Raw genomic sequence first — 22,737 nt, 5'->3', positions numbered from 1 at the left:
TATAGTGTTATTTAAGAAAATATGTTGGGGAGCCAAGTGAACTTGGCTGAGAGGATACTGACTTGTATCGACCCGTTAACCTGATCTGGGTAATGCCAGCGTAGGGATGGAGACGTCATACAGACGAATGCCGAAGCAGGAATACCAGCCCTGTTTTTAAGCGCTGTCCCTTAGTAATTCTGGGGGACAGCGCTTTTTTGCGTTGCCAATTATAATTATCCCACACTCCTTGGGTGTAACAACTCAACATATTTTTCACTTAATATTCACGAAGGGAGACTGTGTGCGAATAGCTATTTTTAAAGAGTTACCAACAAAAATGAGGGGGAATTTTCTTGAATAGACAAAGAACACTATTTATTGTAGAAATTGCACTTTTAACATCATTAGCGTATGTATTTGATTTTGTAGCGAATGTTCTGCAACTGAAAATATGGGCACAAGGTGGTTCTATATCAATTGCGATGGTACCTGTTTTTCTTATTGCTATACGTTGGGGATTAAAAGGTGGTATTTTGGCAGGTCTGCTACTAGGAACTCTACAGGTTATTACAGGGCAAGCATATATTGCTCATCCTGTTCAAGGTGCGCTGGATTATTTTATCGCGTTTGGAGTGTTAGGATTTGCTGGTATTTTCGCAAAGTCCATCCATAAGAGCTTACAAAATAAAAATACAAAGATGCTTTTTGCTCAGATTACTTTAGCAACGTTGCTAGGAAGTGCTCTACGCTTTTTATCGCATTTCACAGCAGGGGTGGTCTTTTTCGGGGAGTACGCACCAGAAGGAACACCAGTTACGCTATATTCATTCTTATATAATGCATCATATATGCTACCAGCCTTCGTATTGAGTGCGGTTCTATTGTTTATGTTATTAAAATCTGTGCCAAAATATTTTACGGCAGTAAATTACGCAGAAGAAAAACAAGCTAGTTAAATATTGTAAAGGCTCCGTACCAAATGTCTGTGAATATAGTACGGAGCCTTTCTATTTTTAATGTGGATCAGCAAGTTGAAAAATTTTGAACTAGCCCCAGTGTCCGATAACTAATGATGCATTGCCCTTCTTCTAACGATAAGTCAATACCGAAGTGTCTATGTGTGCTTTATCTCATGCAAAGCTCTCCGACAATTAAGGTAACTTATAGGAGGAAAGGCATCAGGGCATGGCGCTTTTAACTAATCAGTCCCTACGTTTCTTCACGGTTTGTCAAGGTTTGAGGGGTTGGTGCGCCAGAACGGCGCCTTACTCAGGCCTCAAATGCGGCATTTTTTCTATAAAAATGTTCGTTGTACTTTGTGCCAAAAAGAATTATCTTTTAATTTAATTGTTTTTATTTTGCGGTCGCTAAGACGTATATGCAAGTCATGTATGTGTCGAATACTTAGAGCTTCATTATCAATTCCTATTGTTGGATAATCGTTACCATCTTGAACGACTTTTAGTGTTAAGCGACGATCACCGCTTAGAAGAAATGATGAACCAAGTGTTCGGTAGTGATTATTATTTAGTGACGCAATTTCACTTACTTGCATACATGATAATAGTGGATCAACGATAGCGCCATCGACCGATTTGTTATAAGCTGTACTTCCTGTCGGTGTTGAAACAAGCATACCGTCCCCACGAAACGTTTCAAAATGAAAATCATCAATATATACATCCATTACAAACGTTTTTATAATGCCCGATCGAACGGAGCATTCATTTAAACATAAGAACGAAGCATGATCATCGATTGTAACCTCAATTGTAGGATATCGACGTACCTCAACCTCTTCATTATCCATCGCGTTGATTATAGAAGAAATGTCATCTAATTTAAAATCACAGTAAAAACTTAAGCGGTCGAGAGCTGAAATACCAGCATACAAACAATCATCACGAAATCCAGTTTTACGTACAGCTTGTAAAAAAGTTCCGTCTCCCCCAATGCTGCAAATAATATTCGCTTCACTTGCATCTTCAACAACATTATAATTTATGTTTCTTGCAGCCTCGATAAGCTTGTCCACTCGGGACGTAAGCTCAGGCTCTTTTTTATAGAAGAAATAAATATTGTTACGTTGTGGCATGATAATTCCTCTCCTTACGATGCATAGTATAGGTGACAATAAAAAAATGATATAAAAGTTAGAACATGATAGAATGTTTGTATCAATTATAAGTTTACCAAATATGTAAATAATTTTGCATGGACAAAAGTGAAAGTTTTAGGAGGAAATCTAGAATGAATGGAAAACGTTGGGCGGCTCTTGGTATTGCCGCTGTATTATTTATTTTTTCTATAGTAATTAATTTTGCAACATCAGCTCTTTTTGGCGGATTAGGTGAAGATTTATCTGGTGGATTTTTAAGCAATTTGGAAGATGAATACCCAGAAGAAATTTTGGAGGATGGAGATCCCTTTAATAAGGTTCTTCTATTGAATGTAGATGGAGTTATCCAAGATGTTGGTGAGATAGATTCATTATGGGCTGCACCGGGATATAACCACCGTGCCATGCTTAAAAAGATAGAAAAGGCAGAAGAAGATAGTAGCATTAAGGCAATCGTGCTCCGAGTTAACTCTCCAGGAGGAGGAGTGGCGGAAAGTGCTGAATTGTATGATAAACTCCTAGCCTTTAAAGAAAACACCGATAAACCAATCTATGTATCAATGGGCTCGATGGCTGCATCAGGTGGGTATTACATTTCGATGGTTGGCGATAAAATATTTGCAAGTAAAGAAACTATTACCGGCTCTTTAGGTGTCATTATTCAAAGCTATAATTATGCAGAGCTTGCAAATAAATACGGTGTAGAGGTAGTGACAGTAAAAAGCGGACCGTATAAGGATATTATGAATCCTGGCCGTGAGATGACTGCACCAGAGGAAGAAATAATTCAATCAATGGTAAACAATTCATATGAGGGCTTTGTTGATGTGATTGCAAAAGGGCGTAACCTATCAGATGACAGAGTACGGCAATTAGCGGATGGACGTATATATGATGGTCGTCAAGCTAAGGATTTAAAATTAATTGATGAATTTGGCTATTTAGATGATACAATCGCAGCTATTCAAAAAGATTATAATTTGAGTGGCTCACAAGTAGTTACTTATGGAAATACACTCGGGATAAGTGGGATATTTGGCATGACTCTTGGTAGAATCACAAAGCCGGACAGCGAATTATCCAACCTCCTTACGATTATTTCGCAAACAAACTCACCAAGACCAATGTACTTGTATGCTAGATAAAGGAGTAATGACGAATGGAACATACTGAGGACCATGGAATGACCAACGAACAAACATATAAGGATGATCGCTTTGAATGTGCCGGGTTTTGGATTCGTTTTTGGGCTTACATTGTAGATCTTATTGTAATTGGTAGTATACAAAGGCTTCTTGTCATACCGATCCTTCGAGCAGTCGATATTCCAACAGTGTCAGACCATATTTTTGCCGCGTCTACGGTTGCTGGAGCATTTGTATTTTATGGATATTTTATAATTATGACAAAAGTGTTTAAACAAACTATCGGGAAAATGATATTTGGCTTAAGAGTTGTACAAATAAAAGGTGAGTCTATATCATGGGCAACCGCTATATTTAGAGAATGTGTGGGAAGGTTTATTGCAAAAACAGTTTTACTAATAGGGTACTTGATGGTCGGTTTTATGCCACAAAAGCAAGGACTGCATGATGTTTTTGCAGATACAACAGTCATTCATGAACCTCGTTCAAAGACTCTCGTTATTTCCACTCCGGTTGATAAATAAATAATAAAAAATACAAGGAAGCAAGGCTCCTCTTATGGAGATAAGTGCTGTAGGCAGTTCTGGCCTTTAGAGACATTGATCTCTAATATGAAAAAAAGTTTGTATCAGTCAAGTCTATGGTAGCTAAAAGTCAAGCTAGAACATCATATAGATTCAAGATTTAATTGCGAAAAAGACCTCGAAAAATGAGGTCTTTTTTTATTATCAACGTTTGTATTAGTGACTCACGGGTGATAATGGGTGAAGAAAGGATGTGCTAGCTATGAAGTGGCTTATACTTGTGCTAGTTCTTTTGTTTCTATTATTCATTATTATATGTATATCCAAACTAACAATATACATTATCATTAATAATCAAAAAGAACATGATTATATTAAAATTAAATTGTCTATGTGGTCTGGCCTAATTCGTTACAATGTAAAGCTTCCTAATTTGCAATTCGATGAGGAATCGAACCAAGTCGTTGTGAAGGAGGAAAGACAAGCAAAAGCAGGAGAAGAGTCAACAAGTGCATCATCAAAGGAATCTGAAACGAAAATTTCTAAAGAGGATGCTAAAAAGTCCATTTTTAATGTTAAAGAAATTATGCAGCACGTAGTTCATCTGCAAAAAATTGTTCGGAAATTTTTGAAGAGAATTGAGATTACAAAACTAATATGGCATTCCGATATTGGTGTTGGTGATGCTGCGTCAACTGGTAAGATGATAGGACTTGGGTGGTCACTAAAGGGATTTTTAGTAGGGTTGCTTAGTCAATTTTTATCACTAAAAACGGACCCGGACCTATTGATTACTCCACATTTTCAAAGTAAGACGCTTCAATTGAGACTTGAATGTATGCTACGCTTTCGAATCGGGTATGCTTTACTTATGGGTGTCCGTGTTTTGAAATACTGGAAAGGTGGTCGACCTAAGCTTTTTGGTCGCCCATTTAGAATGTTTAAGAAACAGGACGTTAATGAAACTGCTTAGACTAGGGAGGATTCAATATGAGTGAGCATCCTATTAAAAGCCTTATGACAACGGCAATGGAAAACCTTAAGGAAATGATTGATGTAAACACTATTATAGGTGACCCTGTAGAAACACCAGATGGTAGTGTTATTTTAACAGTTTCTAAGGTCGGTTTTGGATTCGCGGCAGGTGGTAGTGAGTTCAACGTTGACAGTAAAGGAAAGAGCGGTGAAGAAGGCAAGTCAAATCATCCATTCGGTGGAGGAAGTGGTGGAGGTGTCTCAATTACTCCAATCGCCTTTCTTATTGTTAATGCACAAGGTGTGAAGTTGCTTCATCTTGATGAAAGTACGCACTTATATGAAAAAATTCTTGAACTAGCTCCACAGGCTGTTGATAAAATTCAACAAATGTTTAAGAAGCAAAATAATCAAAAAGATAACAACTCTAATAATAGCAACACAGCGAATAACAATATTCAGTTTAACAGTAATCAAAATAATAATCAGTCAAATGGAGCGAACACAACTTCTTCCGAGGACCAAAATCCAACTTTACCAGATATGAAGGATTTACATCAGTAAAAGTGAAAAATTACTGACTCTGTTTCATGAGTCAGTAATTTTTATGTTGTTTAAAAATAAGTGAACTTCTTTTCTACTTTTTAATATTATGACATGTTTTGTTTTAGCTTGCTCTTCAAGATAACTTACCATTGCTAGCTTTCTTTTATGATATGTTGTTAATATGAATGAGAGAAAAGGCCAATCAAGCTTCTCAGGACAGTCTGACGTCATATCTGGACGACTTGTCCCCCTATGTTGTAAAAAGCGTGCGAAAACACGATATACGCATATATACAAAGGCAATTGTAGATATATAATGGTGTCGGCTTCATTTTCTCGAATAGAAAATGTATCACTGTAGTTTCCTTCTATGATCCAACTTTCACTTTTTACAAGCTGTGCTTGTTTGATGCAAAATTCCTCGAAAGAAGCTTCTTGCCAGTTAGCTTTCCAATAGAGTTGATCAAGGTGATAAACGTTAATATTTAGAATCCTGCCTAATTTCTTAGCGAAAGTGGATTTCCCTACTCCCGCTGATACTCCAATAACCATGATTTTTTTCATGAGAATGAGACCCTTTCTATTAATAACTTCATTATTATACAACAATTAACATTACAGTTCTTAAAAATTGCAAAAAGTTACCTCAAAAGGTATTATTTACACTGTACATATACTTAAAAGGGAGGAATTTAACATGGCAAGTATAACGTTTAAAGGTAATCCTGTTACTTTACTTGGTAATGAAGTAAAAGTAGGTGACACAGCTCCTGATTTTAAAGTGTTAGCGAATGACCTTTCTGTGGTAAATTTAGCAGATTCAAAAGGACAGGTTAGACTTATAAGTGTAGTCCCATCTATTGATACGGGCGTGTGTGATGCACAAACACGTCGATTTAATGAGGAAGCGGCTTCATTAGACAATGTTAAAGTGCTAACAGTTAGTGTTGATCTTCCTTTTGCACAAAAACGTTGGTGCGGTGCGAACGGTATTGATAACGTTCAAACCCTTTCTGATCACCGTGATTTATCTTTTGGTGAAGCATTTGGTGTTACGATTAAAGAGCTTCGCTTACTAGCCCGTGCTGTTTTTGTTGTTGATAGTAATGATAAGGTAGTGTATGTAGAGTATGTAAGTGAAGCAACAGACCACCCGAATTACGAAGCGGCAGTTGAGGCTGCTAAAGCAGCTAACTAATATAACTAACTAATATTGACTGTAATATGACTAGGCGTTAAAACTGGGACCAGTTTTTAACGCCTTTTTTCTCGTTCATGTTTTATTTATAATTAAAAACAATGGGAATGGAGGAAGAAAACATGAGTCGAGCAAGAGCGTGTGCTGCAATTTTAAAAGATAATTGTATTCTTATGGTCAAAGAAATATATAATGACAAGACTTTTTGGACATTACCTGGTGGAGGATTAGAAGAAGGGGAAAGCTATGAAGAGGCTGTTATACGCGAAGTAAAGGAAGAGGTAAACCTAGATGTAGAAGTTGTAAGATTTTTATTTACTAATACTTATAGTGAAGGAGAGGAGAAGTGTTTTCTAGTTCGGGTATTACATGGTGCCGAACCAACACTTGGCTATGACCCTGAAGCAGGGAATAATCAAACATTATCTGAGGTTAAATGGCATTCCATTGACTCAATGGAGAATGACTTACATGTATCCAAAGTTATGCTCGCTTTATCATTAAAATAATAAAAAATCGATTTCTCACTAAAGGAAATCGATTTTCTTATAGGTATGCCCAATTGTTATACAGTTTGTGCAAGTTTTGTTTGTAGTTCTTTCCAATCATCTGCTGACAATGTATTAGCTGCAATAGTCAATATCGTGTTGAAAGCTTCTTCGGCTGTATTTTGTTGAATTGCTGTCAGCATTTGGACTCGTTCGTGAATATTCATGGCAGGTAACATATAATGCAAGTATTTCATCATTAAGTTACTTGGTACAGCAGAACGCATATTAGCCGATAATTGCTGTAGTTCTTCAAGTGTTAGTGTTTCTCGTAATGCAGGCATTACTTCACTTTCTTCTGTTTCAAGATGAGTAAGATACATCGCAACAAACCGATTTAGTGTCTTGACGAACCGAATACCGAGCTCTTTACGACTGTTCTTATCAGCGTCGGATAAAGAAAGAGACACTTGAACAACATCTTCTAGCATGTCTTCTGCTAATTCATGCTCAGCTTCTAATTTTTGAGCCAAAATAGGTTGGAATTTTTCAAGTGGTAATTGGACGTGACTATCTTCGTTTACTGCGTGAAAGTGCAACAACTCCACGATTTCATCCCATTTCAAAAGAAATTGCTTTAAGTCGGCATCTTTCTCATAATCTAAAGAGCTAGCAATCATAGTAGCGTGTGCCAAAGCATGGCGGAGTCCTTTATGTACAGGCGTAAACAAACAAATCTGTTCTTTCATGAGTAATTCCCTCCTTGGAGAAGCTTCTAATAGTTGCCCTCATTTTATGCCGTAACAGCCTATAATGGAAGAAAATTATCTCGTCAATACGTAACATGAGTCGACAATCATTGTACGTTAAAAAATTTCCTGTTTTTTCACGCACCATAATACTAAAAAATATCTTATTATAAGAATAGAACATCGTTGAAATTTGGTGAAGTATGATGAAAAATGTGTTGCTTAAACAGTCAAAAATAAAACATAGTTTTATAAATTCAATATTAGTTTTAATAACTTTGTTTATTGCTATAGTTAGTATCTCGATATTCGTTGGATATAAAGTGATGACACCTATGAGGCTAGCCATTATGCAGCTACCATCTGATTATGAGCTTACTTTTGAAGACGTAACATTTAGAAATATGTTTGACAATGTTCGTTTGAAGGGTTGGTGGATTCCTAGCTCTAATTATGATTTTACTACTCAAAAAGCTGTTATCTTCTCGCATAGTTACGGTGATAATCGTCAAAGTATGCCCATCGAGACATTGAAATTTGCCAAAAGACTTTCTAATGAAGGGTTTCATGTGTTTATGTATGATTTTCGAAACAGTGGGGAATCTGAAGGAAGATTTACGACAATTGGTAAAAAGGAAAGAACTGATTTGCTGTCGGCCATTCAATACGTCAAGGAAGAAAGAGGTATACATGAAATCGCTTTGATTGGATGGTCAATGGGAGCTGCTACTTCCATTATGGTTGGAAGTGAATCAGACGATGTTAAGGTAGTTATTGCTGATAGCCCATTTGCTGACCTTGAACAGTATACGTTGGATAGCTTTCGGTACTGGACAGGACTACCAAAACCGTTCGGTAAATTTGTAGTTAAAATTGCTGAAAATGTGTTTCTCGACCTAAATCTGTCAGACATGAAACCTTATGTTGCAGCGTCAAGATATAGTGAAAAAGGCTTAATGCTAATTCACAGTGAAAAGGATGGTGCTATCTCTTATAAGCAAAGTGAGCTTATATATGAGCACGCACCAAACGCTGAGCTATGGATTACTACTAAAGGAGGACATATCCGTAGTTACAAACATCAGAAGGAATTGTATGAAGATAGAATCCTTGAGTTTTTGTATAAATATATGACAAAAAAATATGAATTTCCGTCAACTTAATAGCAATTTACTTTTAAAATGCTCCATAAACGGATAAAATATGTAGAATGGAGGGATATGTGTATGAAAACTCTTTTTCCATTCGAACAGTTGTATAATGTAATAGACGATACAGCTAATATTGTTAGTGAGCAATTAGACTGTACGTATTTAGAAGCTATTGCTGAAACATGTGAGAATTTGCATTACAATGATGTGTTGCAGGATGAATTAAGTGAAGTGACAAAAAAGAGACTTTTAAAAGAGTACGAAAAAATTAATCTATCAGCTTTTGCAAAAGAAGATATCCGCAAAGCTTATCAGCTTACGATTCTAAAAGGAATGAAAGAGGCTGCACAGCCGAATCATCAAATGACACCTGATGCAGTAGGGATTTTTGTAGGCTACTTAGTTTCTAAATTTATGAAAGAACAACAGCATTTTACTATTCTCGATCCTACTATTGGTACAGGTAATCTGTTAAGTGCTGTTGTGAATCAAAATCGTAGCAAGCTAATGGACAGTATGGGTGTAGATTTAGATGACTTATTATTAAAGCTAGCGTATGTCGGGGCAAATCTAATGGAGTATCCGTTGCAATTATTCCACCAAGATAGTTTAGAGGACCTACTTATTGACCCTGCTGATGTAGTTGTTTGTGACTTACCTGTTGGGTATTATCCAAACGATGAGCGGGCTAAGCAATTTGAGACAAGAGCAGCAAGTGGACATTCATATGCTCATCATTTATTTATTGAACAAAGCATTAATTATATGCGTCCTGGTGGCTACGGATTATTTTTAGTTCCAAATACTCTATTTGAGACAGAACAGTCAGTGAAACTGAATGAATACATCAAACAGGTAAGTTATATTCAAGGCTTTATTCAGCTTCCTAATTCAATGTTTAAACAAGAAGCTGCGGCGAAAAGCATATTAATTCTACAAAAGAAGGCAACTGAGATCGCTAAACCGAAACAAGCCTTACTTGTATCTATGCCAAAGTTTTCAAATAAAGAAGCCATGCAAGGAATTATGGCTCAAATTGACGATTGGTTTGTAGCTGAAAATAAATAAGAAAAAAAGTCGACTATAAGTCGTCTTTTTTTTATAGGCTCTGTTACTGCTTGTTGTTAATTTTCGTTTCAGCGCTTCGCTTTCTGTGGGTTGTCGTGAGTCTATGTATATGAAATTCAAGTGGGAATAATTGGTTTAATTGTGTCAGAAAATATAAATTTTAATAACGAAAACGATTACATGTAGTATTTGTCTTGAATCTTATTAAATAGGGTGTTTAAATGGAGAATGGAAAACTTGTCGTATTACATAAAAAAATGGAGAAACTATAAGTAAGACGAGTTAGTGAAAAGGAGATGTACTACATAATGTCAAAAGTGATTGCAATTAATGCAGGTAGCTCATCATTAAAGTTCCAGTTGTTTGAGATGCCGAGCGAAAATGTTATTACAAAGGGGATTTTCGAACGAATTGGGTTCGATGACGCTATTTTTTCAATCTCAGTTGAAGATGAAAAGAAAAAGCAAGTACTGCCGATAAAAGATCATGCTGTTGCCGTTAAGATTTTATTGGATTCATTAATCGAATTTAAAATCTTAAAATCTTATGATGAAATAACAGGAATTGGCCACCGTGTTGTACATGGTGGAGAAAAGTTTAGTGATTCAGTTGTTATTACACCAGACGTTTTAAAGGATATCCAAGAGCTAGCTGATTTAGCTCCATTACACAATCCAGCTAATTTAACAGGAATTACAGCGTTCCAAGAAATTTTACCTAACGTACCAGCAGTTGCTGTTTTTGATACTGCGTTCCATCAAACTATGCCTGAATCATCATTTTTGTACAGTTTACCTTATGAATACTATAAAGAATACGGCATTCGCAAATACGGTTTTCATGGTACGTCTCACAAGTACGTTTCACAACGTGCTGCCGAAATTCTGGGTCGTCCCGTAGAACAATTGCGTTTGTTATCTTGTCACTTAGGAAACGGCGCTAGTATTGCTGCTATTGAAGGTGGTAAATCAATTGATACATCTATGGGCTTCACACCACTAGCGGGTGTTACAATGGGTACGCGCTCAGGTAACATAGATCCAGCATTAATTCCGTTCATTATGGAAAAAACAGGACAAACAGCAGAGCAAGTACTAGATGTGTTAAATAAAAAGAGTGGTATGTTAGCACTTTCTGGTTTCTCAAGTGACTTACGTGACATTGAGGAAAAAGCAGAAGCTGGAGAGGAGCGAGCACAATTAGCATTAGATGTGTTTGCAGGTCGTATTCACAAATATATTGGCTCTTACGCAGCACGTATGAGCGGTGTAGACGCGATTATATTTACAGCTGGAATTGGTGAAAACAGTTCTGAAATCCGTGCTCGTGTATTACATGGTTTAGAGTTCATGGGTGTATATTGGGATCCTACTCTTAACAAAGTTCGTGGTGAAGAAGCAGTAGTAAGCTATCCGCACTCACCAGTTAAAGTAATTGTAATCCCTACAAACGAAGAAGTTATGATTGCTCGCGATGTTGAAAGACTAACTTAACTATAAATTTTTGCAATAAATTGCGCTCCTCAAGCTTAGAGGAGCGTTTTTTTATTGGTTAGAAAAATTAAAAATTTTTAAGTTGAGTGTAACTTCTGATACTTAAGATTCCTATGGCATCTAGCTCCGAGCGCAAGTAGCTCAAGGTCAGAGGCTTACGGCCACCCCGCGGAAAGCGAGCGCAATGTAGCGATAATCAACACCAAAGTATAACAGAGCCATAATCTTAAGACATTCTTAAGATAAATCATTAATTTTTCTTTATATTTATAAATCATAATATTGATAGGAAAGCGAGGTGATATAATTAAATAATAGTAAATGTGTGCAGTAGAGGAAGGGAATGTGTGATAGATGGACCAGCATACGATATTAGTTGTTGATGATGATAAAGAGATAAGAGATGCCATAACTATTTATTTGAAAAATGAAGGATTACACGTGCTACAAGCAAAAGACGGTCTTGAAGCAATTGATTTACTTACTGAAAGACAAATTCATTTAATAATTATGGACATTATGATGCCAAAACTTGATGGCATTGCCACAACATTCAAAGTTAGAGAAGACAAGAATATCCCTATTATAATGCTGTCAGCTAAAAGTGAAGATACTGATAAAGTGCTCGGGTTACAAGTAGGAGCAGATGATTATGTAACAAAGCCATTTAATCCAGTTGAGTTAATTGCTCGTGTTAAATCGCAGTTACGTCGTTATATGAAGTTAGGTATGTTTGAAGGAGCAAAAAAATCTATTTCAATAAATGGTCTGTTATTAAATCAAGAAACAAAAGAAGTAATTGTGAACGGGGAAAATGTTCGTTTAACAGCAATCGAATACAAAATTCTAGAATTACTGATGATTCATGCTCCTCGTATTTTTTCTATCGATGAAATTTATGAAAAAGTGTGGAATGAACCTAGCTACAATGCTGAAAATACAGTTGCTGTTCACATTCGTAAAATTAGAGAAAAAATTGAAATCAATCCGAAAGAACCAAGATATTTGAAGGTGGTGTGGGGGCTTGGATATAAAATCGAAAAGTAGTGGTACGAAATTTGTTTTTCTTATTATAACGTTCTTTGTGTTTGCATATGGTGTTGCGACAACATTACAAAATATAAACTACGCTCCTGAGCTGGAAACTAGTTATTTTAAGACAAATGAGTTCGCACATGAAATTGAAGAATTTATAAATTTATTCAGTGAAGTCGAGCTTGATTATGTAGATTTTGAAACGGCAAAAGAGCAAATACAGGTTACAAATGAAGATATTCAACGTGTGAAGGATCAAAATCTTACACGACTTCAAGAGGAAATAGCACTATTAGATATAGAGCTTTACGAGGAAAATCAAGAGATTAATGAAGAAGCAATAGCTACAAAGCGAAATGAACAAGTGGAAGTTTTAAAGGAGAAATATAACTTATCTCAGACAAAGCTTATTGCTTTAGCTAAGGAGCAAAAGGTTGCTGAGCTGCAAAAGCAATATGATTACTTAACTGAACAAAGAGAAAGATTTCAATATATGAAACAGTACATTGATTTTTATATAAAAGATAGTACTGGAACGGTATATTCCAATTTAGATAATACTGATTATGAGCACGTGAAAACACAAAGCGTATTTGCTCAGAAATTTCCTTATCATACAAGAATGAACGATAGTTTAACGGGCGTAAATCGTGTTTTTATTACGAGAGACGTGACAGGCTTTATCGCTATCCCTAAGGATAATCATAGCTTAATAATGGAAAATATGTATGATTATCAAGATAGACTTATTCAATTTTTTATACAATTAGCAATTAGTGTTACGGCTTTAGTAATAGGTGCCATTTTTCTATATAGAAGCCGTGCTACGATAGCAACTATTCTTGAATCACTGAGGCTACCATATTATAAAATACCGATTGACATAAGAATAGTTGGTTTACTTATTACACTTTTCTTTTTACTAATATCATTCGGTACTCTGTCTCTGAGATATATAAGTATCGGTGATTTTGTTGTCTTTGTAATTATTTTAGCGTTATTTTTTATGCAATGTAAATTTACATTTGAAACTATAAAAAGGAAACAGTTTAAGGATGAATGGAAAAAAGGCTTTATTTATAAACAGAAGAATGCCATAAAAAATAGTTTTCTATATAAAAGTCCGTTTGTAAGAATATTATTGTTAGCAATCATCTCGGGTGGATTAGGTTTTGCAACGTTAGTGGTAATAATACAGCCAGAAGCTATCTTTGTGTATCTATTTTTAATGTTCGTATTTGGTGGAGGGACGCTTTTAATAGGATTGAAAAAGATTGCATTATTTAACTCGATACTAGAGACGACAAAAGAGATGGCAGAAGGTAACGTTGTTAAAGAAATAGAAGTAAAAGGTAATAGTCCACTAATGCAATTAGCAAAGTATGTTAATCAGTTAGCAAGAGGCGTACAAGTATCACAACAAGTTCAAGCTAAAAGTGAACGGTTAAAAACAGAGCTAATTTCTAATGTTAGTCATGATTTAAGAACACCGCTCACATCGATTATTAATTACACAAACTTTTTGAAAAATGACGAATTATCCGATGAAGAGAGACGTAAGTACATTGACATAATTGATAATAAATCACAGCGCTTAAAGGTTCTTATTGATGATTTATTTGAAGTATCAAAGATGGCAACTGGAAATATAGAACTCCAGAAAGAGCACATAGATATTATGCAACTTCTAAAACAATCGTTAGGTGAATATGATGAAAAACTAACGGAGGCAAATTTAACAATCAAACTAAATACAGTTAAACCTCAGCTGTTTGTGTATGTCGATGGTGCGAAAATGTGGCGTGTGTTTGATAACATTATAGGTAACATCTTGAAATATTCATTACAGCATACAAGGGTGTATATTAACGTTGAAGAAACAGATCAAGATGTTAAGATTGTGTTTAAGAACATCTCTAAATATGACTTAAAAGAAAATGTCGATGAATTATTTGAACGCTTTAAGCGTGGAGACGAATCACGTCAAACAGATGGATCAGGGTTAGGTTTAGCTATTGCAAAAACAATTGTTGACCATCATAACGGCAATTTAGAAATAGAATTAGATGGTGATCTGTTTAAAACAATAGTAACATTAATGAAATCCTAATTATGGTATACTTACAGTATAAGTAAATACCTAATTTGTGAGGGATCGTTATGTCTTTAACACCCTATGAAAAAAAACGTTGGCAGTATATTCAAAGCTGGGAGCAACGACTAGGAGAGTATGAGCCGACAGACATTGAGAGATCTTTTGAGAAATGGCTATTTTCATCTTTTCAACAGCTTCCAGATGAATTAAGAAACTCGACTTTTGCCCAAATGGACAATTGGTTATTTCACTTACATGCTTATATTCAGGGCTCACAATGGCAACATGAAGCGCAGGAACGTATTTTATCTACTGCAAGGGCTATTCAATCAGATATTACCGAGTTAGAAGATTTACAAAGTTTATCGTTAGAGCAGCTAGTCGTCTTAGCAGATCATAATATTGCAAAGCATCGGTTATATTCATTTATTCAAGGGGGCTTAACAGGAACGGGTGGCGTGCTGCTACTTGGCGTTGATATCCCCTTAATGATTGCGTTAAATTTGCGTGCGGTACAATTAGTAGCTATGACTTATGGTCATAACGTTAATACGCCTTTTGAAATGATGACTTCGTTAAAAGTATTTCATGCTGCAGCGTTGCCGAAACGATTAAAGTACGAAGGATGGCAAAATCTTCGGCAAGGGTTAGAAACGTCAACGCAACGTTTTTTTTACGAGGGGACTGACGAGCTCACAAATGAAACGTGGCTTGAACAGCCATTAAAGCAACTAGTAAAAATGATTGTTGTTTATAGCTTACGTCGCAAGCTTATACAAGGGATACCTGTAATCGGTATGGGAATTGGTGCCACATTAAATTATCAGTTAACTAGGAAGGTAACAGAGTACGCACACACGTATTATCAATACCGCTACATTTATGATAAGAAGGGAATTAATAATGAGTAGTATAGAGCACAAACAACAAGCACCCCAATCTATTCGTTGCATGGTTATCACTGTTAGTGACACGCGCTCGGTAGATACAGATAAAAGTGGTGCACTTATGAAGGAATTATTACAAGAAGCAGGGCATGTTATAGAGGATTACAGAATTGTTAAGGATGAACGGCTAGCAATTCATGACGCCATTGTAACAGGCTCCCACAACCGAGATGTCGATGTTATTCTGTTGAATGGTGGTACGGGTATCGCGAAACGTGATGTCACGATTGAAACGGTTCAAGAGTTACTTGATAAAGAAATGTATGGTTTTGGAGAAATTTTTCGGATGCTTAGCTACACAGAAGATATTGGCTCAAGCGCAATACTTTCTAGAGCAATTGCAGGAGTTTGTCATGATACGGCTGTTTTTTCAACCCCTGGATCGACAGGTGCGGTTAAACTTGCCATGAATAAACTGATACTTCCTGAATTAGGCCATGTAGTTCGTGAAATTAGAAAAGATTTATAAACGCAGAGCTTGCAGTATGCAAGCTCTATTTTTTATGGTTTTGCTTTGATTGAATATTAATTTTAGTATGCTTGTTAATTGTAAGGGAAATGCAATGCGCGATATATTTTGTGTATATAGTGGTGGCGTAGCCTTCAACTTCTTTGAATTCATGCCATACAGAGTTGATTTACGCAAAAACAGAGTTGACTTACGCAAAAACAGAGTTGACTTACGCAAAAACAGAGTTGACTTACGCATAAATAAGAGAAATTTACGCATAAACAGTGAAAATTTACGCAAAAACAGTGGAAATTCACGCTTAAACAGCGTAAATTCACGCAAAAAAACTAGCGCTTAACCTCAGAATTTTTCGAACGTAAATCATCAGCATCAAGCGGGCACATGAATCTTATATACAGCTATATATAACTTAACAAATTATTGATGTACTTTCGCTGATACGGTTTGATTCATGCGATACCATAACCATAAATCATTAATAATGGATGCGAGTTCAGCAATGTCTGAATTCAAGTCACACGACACTTGAAAATTCTCTTCTTTATTTAAAGCAGCTTGCTTTGAGTTAATCATTTCCTCTAGTTCTTTTATGCGATCAGGAATTTTTCCACGTATGGATTCCCAGTGTAATAAAATAGTTTGCTGTGTACTTGTATCATAAGATTCCCATGATTTGTTCAATTGTGGCAAATAAATCCCCAATCTGTTATCAAATGTAAAAAAATTCTCCATATAAATCCCCTCTTCCCGTAGTACCTATTTTAATAAATTTTCAAAAATATCTCTACATTTATTGTGGGGAATGTATTGAAAGATAAGTTAATAAATGGTAAAGTGGTATGTGTGAATAAATATGTATAAAGTTGAATATATATTCAAGAAGAGTGGGGGAATATTCATGTCAAAACCAAAAGTAGTGTTAGCTTATTCTGGTGGTTTAGATACGTCTGTTGCAATAAAGTGGTTAAGTTCACAAGGGTATGATGTCGTCGCATGCTGCTTAGATGTAGGAGAGGGCAAGGACTTATCCTTTGTACAACAGAAAGCTCTTCAAGTCGGAGCGGTAGCTTCACATATGATTGATACGAAGGAAGAATTTGCTAAAGAATATGCTCTGTTTGCTTTACAATCTCATGCGTTATATGAAGGGAAATACCCTTTAGTATCAGCACTATCGCGTCCCCTTATTTCTAAAAAACTAGTAGAAGTGGCAGAAAAGGAAGGGGCTGTTGCTGTAGCACATGGCTGTACAGGGAAAGGAAATGATCAGGTTCGCTTCGAAGTGTCAATTAAAGCTTTGAACCCAGACCTTGAAGTAATAGCCCCGGTACGTGATTGGAAGTGGTCACGAGAAGAGGAAATAGACTATGCGAAGAAGCACAATATCCCTATTCCGGTTGACTTAGATAGTCCGTTTTCTATAGACCAGAATTTATGGGGGCGAAGTAATGAGTGTGGTGTATTAGAAAACCCTTGGGTAGCACCACCTGAAGAAGCGTATGAGTTAACAGCTGCTATAGAAAATACACCAAATACGCCAGATATTATTGAAATTGGTTTTGAAGCAGGTGTGCCTATTACTATAGATGGCAAGGCGTATACGTTGGCAAACTTAATTCTAGAGCTCAATCAACTGGCAGGTAAACATGGCGTTGGCAGAATTGATCATGTTGAAAATAGATTAGTAGGAATCAAGTCTCGTGAAGTATATGAATGTCCAGGAGCTATTACATTACTAAAAGCACATAAAGAGCTTGAGGACATAACATTAGTAAAAGAAGTTGCTCACTTTAAGCCATTCATTGGTCAAAAGGTAACCGAACTTATTTATAACGGTCTATGGTTTTCCCCTCTGCGTGATGCATTACAGTCTTTTATTTCAGAAACACAAAAACAAGTAACAGGTATTGTTCGCGTTAAGCTATTTAAAGGTCATGCAATTGTAGAAGGACGTCAATCTGCTTATTCATTATATAATGAAAAGCTTGCTACCTATACTTCGGATGATGAGTTTGATCATAATGCTGCAGTAGGATTTATTTCATTATTCGGGTTACCGACAAAAGTTCATAGCATTGTAAATCAAAAGAAGGATAAGAAGGTGACAGTGTGACAACAAAGCTTTGGGGAGGTAGGTTTACTAAATCAACAGTAGAGTGGGTAGATGAATTTGGCGCATCCATCTCATTTGATAAAGAGCTTGTTGAGGAAGACATTCAAGGAAGTATTGCTCATGCAACTATGTTAAAAGCTACTGGCATACTGTCAGATCAAGAGGGAACCATTATCATTGAAGGTTTACAAGATCTTCTCCGAGAAGCTAAGAGAGGCAAGCTGGCATATTCTGAAGAAAATGAAGACATCCATTTAAATATTGAAAAGTTTCTTATTGAGAGAATTGGACCAGTAGGTGGTAAATTACACACAGGACGCAGTCGCAATGACCAAGTAGCTACAGACATGCATCTGTATTTGAAAAAGCATGTTAAGAAGATCGTTGAACTTGTTAAAGATATGCAGCTTGCTATTGTTGAACAAGCGGAGCAACATGTGGAAACACTTATACCCGGATATACACATCTACAAAGGGCTCAGCCCATTTCGTTTGCACATCACTTATTAGCGTACTACTGGATGCTAGACCGAGATGCAAACAGGTTGCAAGAATCTCTTGAAAGAATTAATGTATCACCGCTTGGAGCAGGGGCGTTGGCAGGGACCACATTCCCGATTGATAGAAATCTGACAGCTGAAATGCTTGGTTTTTCAGGCATTTACAACAATAGCTTGGATGCAGTAAGTGACCGTGATTTTATCTTGGAATTTTTGAGCAACTGTTCCATATTAATGATGCATATGTCTAGGCTTGCTGAAGAAATTATACTTTGGTGTTCTCAAGAATTTCAATTTATCGAATTAGATGATACGTTCTCAACTGGATCAAGTATTATGCCTCAAAAGAAGAATCCAGACATGGCAGAATTAATACGAGGGAAAACTGGTCGAGTGTACGGCAATTTAATGGCTTTACTCACTGTGATGAAGGGGACGCCTCTTGCGTACAATAAAGATATGCAAGAAGATAAAGAAGGTATGTTTGATACGGTTCATACTGTGGAAGGCTCTTTGAAAATTTTTGCTGGTATGATTCGAACAATGAAGGTAGAAAAAGAGAATATGGCGAAAGCTGTATCAAACGATTTTTCAAATGCAACTGAACTAGCAGATTATTTAGCAACAAAGGGTATGCCGTTTCGTGAGGCTCACGAGATCGTTGGTAAGTTAGTATTACATTGTATAGAAAAGCAGCAGTTCTTACTTGATTTAACACTAGATGAATTTAAAGAAGCATCCGTACTTATTGAAGAAGATATATATATTGTTCTTCAGCCTAAAACAGCAGTAGAAAGAAGAATTAGTGAGGGTGGCACAGGGTTTTCTGAAGTGAAAAAACAAGTCAAAATAGCAAAAACAAGACTTGGTATATAGCACCAAGTCTTGTTTTATTAAGTTATTATATTAGTCATGTATGTCAGTTTCAGTACGAACCACTAACACATCACACTTGGCGTATCTTGTAATATGCTCTGAGACACTACCAATGAAGAAACGTTCAACAGCGTTCATACCAGTGGCACCACAAACAATTAAGTCACAGTTATAAGATGGAGCAACATCTTTTGCTATTTTTACTTTTGGAGAACCATATTCTATTTTAGTTACAACGTTCGGTAAACCTGCTTTTTCAGCTTGCGATTTATACTCTTGTAATAATTCTTCGGCAAAGCTCTGAGCACGTTCTGTAATAGAGCGGTCATAAGCCTCGACTGTAGCAAAGGTTCTAGTGTCAATAATATGGGTAATAATAAGTTGGGCTTGGTTGCGCTTACAAACATCTATTGCCTTTTTAAAAGCCCATTCTGATTCTTTAGAACCGTCAACACCTACTAGCACGTTATTGTATGTGAGACTCATAAAAAGTGCCTCCTTTTTGTAAAGAATTGGTTTCCTAATTATAGTATAACACTTAGAAAAACTCGAACACTACAGATGAATGAAAAAATAATGACAATTTAAGGAGACTAGGACATGGATAAAAAGCAGGAGACACAAAGTAGCTTTACTTACGATGAAAGTGCTGCGAACCAAATTAGTCAATTGATTACTGATTCGTATGAAAGTGGTGTCATGGAATCAAACCATAATTATCCACAAAACAGTGAGGAAGAAGTATAAGTGTTTGCTACAAAAGCCACGCATTTGCGTGGCTTTGAACATTTACCTTTTATTTTTCCGGCTGCTTCAACAATACGTATAGCTCATCTTCTATGTTAGCAAACATAGATATCATTAATGATTGTGCATCTTTTACTCCTTCATTATAAACATGAGGAGCAAGCTGTTTTAAAAAAAGGTCGTACAATCCTTCTGCTCCTAAAAAGCCAATCTCTTCGCCTCGTTCTATAGCAAAATAAGTCTGAATATCTTCAATACATTGTTGTTTAACTTCTCGTGATAAAGAAAACATATTAATTCCTACTTTCTTATTTTTATTGTAAAGTAGCAAATGCCAACAATTAAAAATGTTAAAAAGCCAGGCGCATACTCTTCAGGTATCATCATGTATAGAGCTGTGCCCAAAACAATTACAGTTAAAGCTACGAAATTTAATTTATATTGATTGGCAGCAATGTTTGCAAGGTCTTGCTCCGATAAAGCACCTTTTTTACATAAAAGGTAATCAGTTACTATCACGCTTGATAGTGGGATAATGAGTGCACCTAATAAGGAGATATATTGCTTTGCTTCATTGACGAAGGTAGGAAACATACTTAATCCGACGCCTAAAGCGCCAAATACTATGGCACTATTAATACGTCCTAGGGCCGGAAACGTATTTAGCAAGCTAAAGCCTCCTGTATAAGCATTGTTTAAATTTATTGATATCATTGATACCATCGCCATAATGAATATTATGAAAATAATGAAAGGGGAGCTTGTGATATCGGCTCCGGCTATAAACGGATTGTTTGTTGCGAAAAAAGCTGCTGAAAAAGCACCGAAGCCTGCTGTTAAAATAAAGCCCATACTGTTTCCGGCAAACAAACCCCAAAAAGCATGTTTACTTGTTTTGGCATATCGAGCCATATCAGCTGCCGCGCTTACCCCTGAAACATATTGAACAAAAGCTAAGCTAGCAAAAAAGGCCATAGTTTTTATATTGCGGTCGCCTTCAGTTAAGATGGAAACGTCACTAGCGTTTAACTCGCGTATAAATAAAAATAGCAACACGGCTTGACCAAATATTAGTATCGGCAAAAATAACTTTAGTACGCGTTTTACTGCATTAAAGCCTATGACAGCAAGTGTAGCTATACTTGTACTAATTAAAAATGCTAACGGCCAAAATGGGATGGCCGCTTGAAAGATTCGCTCTAAAATATGAATGAGAAGGTATGTTCCTCCTATTGTTTGAACACTGAACCAATAAAGAGACGTAATCGTACGGATTGGTGAAGAGATAACCCTAGCACCGTGCGAACCCAAAAATGCTCGAATACTATATTGAGCCGGTAAGCCATAGCGTCCACCTGGCAATGATAGAGCAGATACGAGTAAAAAAGCTACTAATGCTCCAAATACAGTTGCTATGATAGCTTGAATAAAGGAAAGTCCACCCTCTAATACAGCAAGAGCAGGCACTAAAAAATTACCTGCATTAACGGAAAAAGCAATTTGCATAATCATATATTCTAAAGCGGTTGTTTGTCGTTGCTGCTGCGGTATGGCTTCTAACCCAAATCGTTCTAATGTGAGTCCTGCACTACTTGTTTGTTTCATATGTATATCCTTTCTGTATTAAACATAAATTGCAAATACATACTAATCTATTTTACACAAAAATACACTTAAAAGTTGTAAAAAAAATGATTTCCAAGGAAAATACAGATAAAGAGGTGATAGAAGTTGAGACACGCACTTATTACAGCAGGTGGAAAAGGATTAGGTAAAAAGGTTACTGAAGGCTTACTTAATTCGGGCTACTCGGTGACGATTAATTATCGTACAGATAACGGATTACTCGACGAGTTGAAAAATGAATTAAGCAGCTTTAGCGATCGTGTGCAATTTGTGCAGGGGGATGTAACAAAAAAAGCTGATTTATATACGTTAGTAGATGAAGCATACAATAGGTTCGGTAGAATAGATTGTTTAATAAATAACGCGGGACCATACATTTTTGAGAGGAAAAAGCTCGCGGATTATACGGATGAAGACTGGTATAACATGATTGAGGGAAACTTAAGTGCTGTTTTTCATCTGTTTAAAAAGGTTATACCTATTATGCGAGACCAACAGTATGGGCGTATTATTACATATGGATTTCAAGGTGCGGATTCATCTTCAGGTTGGTTACATCGTTCCGCTTTTGCTGCAGCAAAAGTCGGTCTAGTGTCACTAACAAAAACGATTGCGTTAGAGGAAGCAGAAAACAGTATTACAGCTAATATGGTGTGTCCCGGTAATATTGTTGGGGACATGAAAGAGGCAAGCATAGATGAGGCACTACTAAAGTTTGATGAACATACACCTATCGGTCGTTCAGGTACTGGTGAGGATATTGCAAGAGTGATAACCTTCCTATGTGAAGAAAAATCAGATATGATAACAGGTACTGTAATTGAAGTGACAGGTGGATTAAATGTTATAAATAGGTTTAGATAATGTTTGAATATTTTTTCCATATAT

25 protein-coding genes and 1 riboswitch are annotated in these 22,737 nt (G+C 36.3%); of the genes, 18 read left to right on the top strand and 7 right to left on the bottom strand.

Going from position 1 to position 22,737, the window contains the following annotated elements; all coding sequences use genetic code 11:
• Positions 1-15 precede the first annotated feature (15 nt).
• Positions 16-125, top strand: a riboswitch (TPP riboswitch).
• Positions 126-335: 210 nt separating this feature from the next.
• A complete protein-coding gene (gene thiT, locus EJF36_RS15525; protein ID WP_125907189.1) occupies positions 336-938 on the top strand; it encodes an energy-coupled thiamine transporter ThiT in 603 nt (200 codons plus the stop codon).
• Positions 939-1,276: 338 nt separating this feature from the next.
• Here the strand turns inward: thiT and EJF36_RS15520 are convergent, their stop codons facing one another.
• Positions 1,277-2,077 (bottom strand): NAD kinase, encoded by an 801-nt coding sequence (locus EJF36_RS15520; protein ID WP_125907188.1) that lies wholly within the window; start codon positions 2,075-2,077, stop codon positions 1,277-1,279.
• Positions 2,078-2,232: 155 nt separating this feature from the next.
• Between EJF36_RS15520 and sppA the strand changes: the two genes are divergently transcribed.
• The 4 genes from sppA (at position 2,233) to ytfJ (ending at position 5,309) form a co-directional block, all read left to right on the top strand.
• Entirely contained in the window at positions 2,233-3,246 is a 1,014-nt protein-coding gene (sppA, locus tag EJF36_RS15515) for a signal peptide peptidase SppA (protein WP_125907187.1), read from the top strand.
• 14 nt (positions 3,247-3,260) lie between these two features.
• On the top strand, positions 3,261-3,770 hold the full coding sequence (locus EJF36_RS15510; protein ID WP_260471916.1) for an RDD family protein: 510 nt from the start codon (positions 3,261-3,263) through the stop codon (positions 3,768-3,770).
• Between the two features lie 262 nt (positions 3,771-4,032).
• Complete coding sequence (locus EJF36_RS15505; RefSeq protein ID WP_125907186.1) at positions 4,033-4,743, top strand: DUF2953 domain-containing protein; 711 nt, start codon at positions 4,033-4,035, stop codon at positions 4,741-4,743.
• A 17-nt stretch (positions 4,744-4,760) separates the two neighbouring features.
• The gene (gene ytfJ / locus EJF36_RS15500) at positions 4,761-5,309 is read left to right on the top strand and encodes a GerW family sporulation protein (RefSeq protein WP_125907185.1); all 549 of its coding nucleotides are present in this window, start codon (positions 4,761-4,763) and stop codon (positions 5,307-5,309) included.
• A gap of 24 nt (positions 5,310-5,333) precedes the next feature.
• Here the strand turns inward: ytfJ and EJF36_RS15495 are convergent, their stop codons facing one another.
• Positions 5,334-5,855 carry a P-loop NTPase family protein gene (locus tag EJF36_RS15495; RefSeq protein WP_125907184.1) on the bottom strand — a complete coding sequence of 174 codons (522 nt, stop codon included), beginning with the start codon at positions 5,853-5,855 and terminating at the stop codon, positions 5,334-5,336.
• A gap of 133 nt (positions 5,856-5,988) precedes the next feature.
• Here EJF36_RS15495 and tpx point away from each other — a divergent pair, with 133 nt between their 5' ends.
• Both tpx and EJF36_RS15485 read left to right on the top strand, forming a co-directional pair.
• On the top strand, positions 5,989-6,489 hold the full coding sequence (gene tpx, locus EJF36_RS15490; RefSeq protein WP_125907183.1) for a thiol peroxidase: 501 nt from the start codon (positions 5,989-5,991) through the stop codon (positions 6,487-6,489).
• A 122-nt stretch (positions 6,490-6,611) separates the two neighbouring features.
• Positions 6,612-6,998, top strand: coding sequence for an NUDIX domain-containing protein (locus EJF36_RS15485; RefSeq protein ID WP_185806933.1), 387 nt, complete (start codon positions 6,612-6,614; stop codon positions 6,996-6,998).
• Positions 6,999-7,054: 56 nt separating this feature from the next.
• On the opposite strand, the gene EJF36_RS15480 is transcribed toward EJF36_RS15485, so the two are convergent.
• Positions 7,055-7,726, bottom strand: a complete 672-nt coding sequence (locus tag EJF36_RS15480) for a hemerythrin domain-containing protein (RefSeq protein WP_125907181.1) — start codon at positions 7,724-7,726, stop codon at positions 7,055-7,057.
• 350 nt (positions 7,727-8,076) lie between these two features.
• On the opposite strand from EJF36_RS15480, the gene EJF36_RS15475 reads away from it, so the two are divergent.
• From EJF36_RS15475 to EJF36_RS15445, 7 genes are all read left to right on the top strand, one after another.
• Positions 8,077-8,889: an alpha/beta hydrolase gene (locus EJF36_RS15475; RefSeq protein WP_260471915.1), complete on the top strand. Its 813-nt coding sequence runs from the start codon at positions 8,077-8,079 to the stop codon at positions 8,887-8,889.
• 63 nt (positions 8,890-8,952) lie between these two features.
• Positions 8,953-9,945, top strand: a complete 993-nt coding sequence (locus EJF36_RS15470; protein WP_125907179.1) for a class I SAM-dependent methyltransferase — start codon at positions 8,953-8,955, stop codon at positions 9,943-9,945.
• A gap of 308 nt (positions 9,946-10,253) precedes the next feature.
• Positions 10,254-11,438, top strand: coding sequence for an acetate kinase (locus EJF36_RS15465; RefSeq protein WP_125907178.1), 1,185 nt, complete (start codon positions 10,254-10,256; stop codon positions 11,436-11,438).
• A gap of 354 nt (positions 11,439-11,792) precedes the next feature.
• Positions 11,793-12,485: a response regulator transcription factor gene (locus EJF36_RS15460; RefSeq protein WP_125907177.1), complete on the top strand. Its 693-nt coding sequence runs from the start codon at positions 11,793-11,795 to the stop codon at positions 12,483-12,485.
• Complete coding sequence (locus tag EJF36_RS15455) at positions 12,463-14,583, top strand: sensor histidine kinase (RefSeq protein WP_125907176.1); 2,121 nt, start codon at positions 12,463-12,465, stop codon at positions 14,581-14,583. The genes EJF36_RS15460 and EJF36_RS15455 overlap by 23 nt, the downstream gene beginning before the upstream one ends.
• Positions 14,584-14,633: 50 nt before the next feature.
• Positions 14,634-15,479 (top strand): EcsC family protein, encoded by an 846-nt coding sequence (locus EJF36_RS15450; protein ID WP_125907175.1) that lies wholly within the window; start codon positions 14,634-14,636, stop codon positions 15,477-15,479.
• On the top strand, positions 15,472-15,984 hold the full coding sequence (locus EJF36_RS15445) for a MogA/MoaB family molybdenum cofactor biosynthesis protein (protein ID WP_125907174.1): 513 nt from the start codon (positions 15,472-15,474) through the stop codon (positions 15,982-15,984). The genes EJF36_RS15450 and EJF36_RS15445 overlap by 8 nt, the downstream gene beginning before the upstream one ends.
• A 420-nt stretch (positions 15,985-16,404) precedes the next feature.
• On the opposite strand, the gene EJF36_RS15440 is transcribed toward EJF36_RS15445, so the two are convergent.
• Entirely contained in the window at positions 16,405-16,719 is a 315-nt protein-coding gene (locus EJF36_RS15440; RefSeq protein ID WP_125907173.1) for a hypothetical protein, read from the bottom strand.
• A gap of 166 nt (positions 16,720-16,885) precedes the next feature.
• Here EJF36_RS15440 and EJF36_RS15435 point away from each other — a divergent pair, with 166 nt between their 5' ends.
• Together EJF36_RS15435 and argH are read left to right on the top strand one after the other, a co-directional pair.
• On the top strand, positions 16,886-18,100 hold the full coding sequence (locus tag EJF36_RS15435) for an argininosuccinate synthase (RefSeq protein ID WP_125907172.1): 1,215 nt from the start codon (positions 16,886-16,888) through the stop codon (positions 18,098-18,100).
• Positions 18,097-19,476 carry an argininosuccinate lyase gene (gene argH / locus EJF36_RS15430; protein ID WP_125907171.1) on the top strand — a complete coding sequence of 460 codons (1,380 nt, stop codon included), beginning with the start codon at positions 18,097-18,099 and terminating at the stop codon, positions 19,474-19,476. Before EJF36_RS15435 ends, argH begins: the two co-directional genes overlap by 4 nt.
• A 30-nt stretch (positions 19,477-19,506) precedes the next feature.
• Here the strand turns inward: argH and EJF36_RS15425 are convergent, their stop codons facing one another.
• The gene (locus EJF36_RS15425; RefSeq protein WP_125907170.1) at positions 19,507-19,962 is read right to left on the bottom strand and encodes a universal stress protein; all 456 of its coding nucleotides are present in this window, start codon (positions 19,960-19,962) and stop codon (positions 19,507-19,509) included.
• A 114-nt stretch (positions 19,963-20,076) separates the two neighbouring features.
• Between EJF36_RS15425 and EJF36_RS21600 the strand changes: the two genes are divergently transcribed.
• The gene (locus tag EJF36_RS21600) at positions 20,077-20,223 is read left to right on the top strand and encodes a hypothetical protein (RefSeq protein WP_185806932.1); all 147 of its coding nucleotides are present in this window, start codon (positions 20,077-20,079) and stop codon (positions 20,221-20,223) included.
• A 49-nt stretch (positions 20,224-20,272) separates the two neighbouring features.
• On the opposite strand, the gene EJF36_RS15420 is transcribed toward EJF36_RS21600, so the two are convergent.
• On the bottom strand, positions 20,273-20,515 hold the full coding sequence (locus EJF36_RS15420) for a DUF2164 domain-containing protein (protein ID WP_125907169.1): 243 nt from the start codon (positions 20,513-20,515) through the stop codon (positions 20,273-20,275).
• 8 nt (positions 20,516-20,523) lie between these two features.
• On the bottom strand, positions 20,524-21,828 hold the full coding sequence (locus EJF36_RS15415; RefSeq protein WP_125907168.1) for a purine-cytosine permease family protein: 1,305 nt from the start codon (positions 21,826-21,828) through the stop codon (positions 20,524-20,526).
• 126 nt (positions 21,829-21,954) lie between these two features.
• Between EJF36_RS15415 and EJF36_RS15410 the strand changes: the two genes are divergently transcribed.
• Positions 21,955-22,713, top strand: coding sequence for an SDR family oxidoreductase (locus EJF36_RS15410; RefSeq protein WP_125907167.1), 759 nt, complete (start codon positions 21,955-21,957; stop codon positions 22,711-22,713).
• The last annotated feature ends 24 nt before the right edge of the window (positions 22,714-22,737 follow it).

Origin of the sequence: Bacillus sp. HMF5848 (genome assembly GCF_003944835.1) — a bacterium.
Classification (GTDB): domain Bacteria; phylum Bacillota; class Bacilli; order Bacillales; family HMF5848; genus HMF5848.
The sequence above is the reverse complement of the archived record's forward strand: the minus strand, read 5'-3'. Positions and strand labels throughout refer to the sequence as shown.